The organism is Methylobacterium sp. WL103 (assembly GCF_008039885.1).
GTDB lineage: Bacteria > Pseudomonadota > Alphaproteobacteria > Rhizobiales > Beijerinckiaceae > Methylobacterium > Methylobacterium cerastii.
The window spans coordinates 1-1170 of the sequence record NZ_VRUX01000927.1 but is presented as its reverse complement, the minus strand read 5'-3'; the positions used below and the strand labels follow the sequence as shown (position 1 = coordinate 1170).

The window sequence follows — 1170 nt, the reverse complement described above, 5'->3', positions numbered from 1 at the left end:
CGCCGACCTCGACCGCGCCGCCGGCTCCGCGCCAGGCCTGGATCCCCAGGAGGATCAGGTATGCGACGCCGGCATAGCGCAGCCACGCGAACAGGTTCGGCGAGGCGGCCAGCACCGCCCCGAGCCCCGTCGCCGAGGCGCAGAGCACCAGCACCACGGCCGAGAGGCACCCGGCCATGGCGAACAGGCTGGCACCGAACCCGAAGCGGAGGCTGCGCGTCATCACGTGCAGCATGTTCGGGCCGGGCGTGCCGGACAGCAGGAAGACGGCGCCGAGGAAGAGCGCCCAGGTGTGGGGATTCATGGGTAGGGGGCCATTGGGGACGATCGCGGTGGCGCGGCCGCGATCCTAAGGCTTGGCGCATGGCAACGCACCCCCGAACGCGAAAGGGGCGGTCCTTGTCAGACCACCCCTCTCACGACGCAGAACAAATCCGGCCCGTCAGAGCCTCGGCGCACGCCCGCGCATCACGCCGAACACGGCGGAGATCAGGAACAGGGCGATGGCCACAAAGAACACGATCTTGGCCGCCGCCATCGCCGTCCCGGCGATGCCGCCGAAACCGAGGAGCGCCGCGACCAACGCGACCACGAGAAAGGTGATGGCCCAACCGATCATGCAGACCTCCTCAAAACGAATTCTTCAATGCAGGGCTGATGGGGCCCCGACACGGACCCGATCTCCGGGTCCGGGTCGGGACAATTGCATCCGCGGCTCGCTTACTTCTGTCGCTTACTTGCCGACGGCAGACTTCACGTCGCCCTTGACGCCTTCGGCCTTGCCCTTGGCCTCCTGCGCAACGCCGTCGGCCTTCAGGTTCGCGTTGTCGGTCGCGTTGCCGATGCCCTGCTTGGCCTTGCCGATCGCCTCGTTGGCCGCGCCCTTGATCTTGTCGGTGGTGCTGCTCATCGCCGGCTCCTCGTCCTGAATGCGCCCTTGCCGCGCTGGGGGAGAAACGGCGGAAGGCGGATTAATGTTCCGCCGATTAACATTGACCTGTGTGGGGGCGGCGGCGCGCTTCCCGGCGGCGGCGGCGACCGCTAGGAACGTCGTCGTGCCCGACTCGATCCCTCCCGCGAAAACGCGCCTCGCCGCGAACACGACGCCGCTCGCCGGCCGGCCGGGCGAGACGCCGTTCGACCTCGCCTTCGCGGCGGCGCGCCGTGCGG

The 1170-nt window shown here is 69.0% G+C and carries 3 protein-coding genes; all 3 read right to left on the bottom strand.

Annotated elements, in window-relative coordinates:
• On the bottom strand, positions 1–304 hold a 304-nt coding region (locus FV222_RS26775), incomplete at its 3' end, for a LysE family transporter (protein ID WP_187277493.1).
• A gap of 138 nt (positions 305–442) precedes the next feature.
• Positions 443–619 (bottom strand): DUF1328 domain-containing protein, encoded by a 177-nt coding sequence (locus FV222_RS26770; RefSeq protein ID WP_147754530.1) that lies wholly within the window; start codon positions 617–619, stop codon positions 443–445.
• 114 nt (positions 620–733) lie between these two features.
• The gene (locus tag FV222_RS26765; protein WP_147762876.1) at positions 734–910 is read right to left on the bottom strand and encodes a CsbD family protein; all 177 of its coding nucleotides are present in this window, start codon (positions 908–910) and stop codon (positions 734–736) included.
• Positions 911–1170 lie beyond the last annotated feature (260 nt).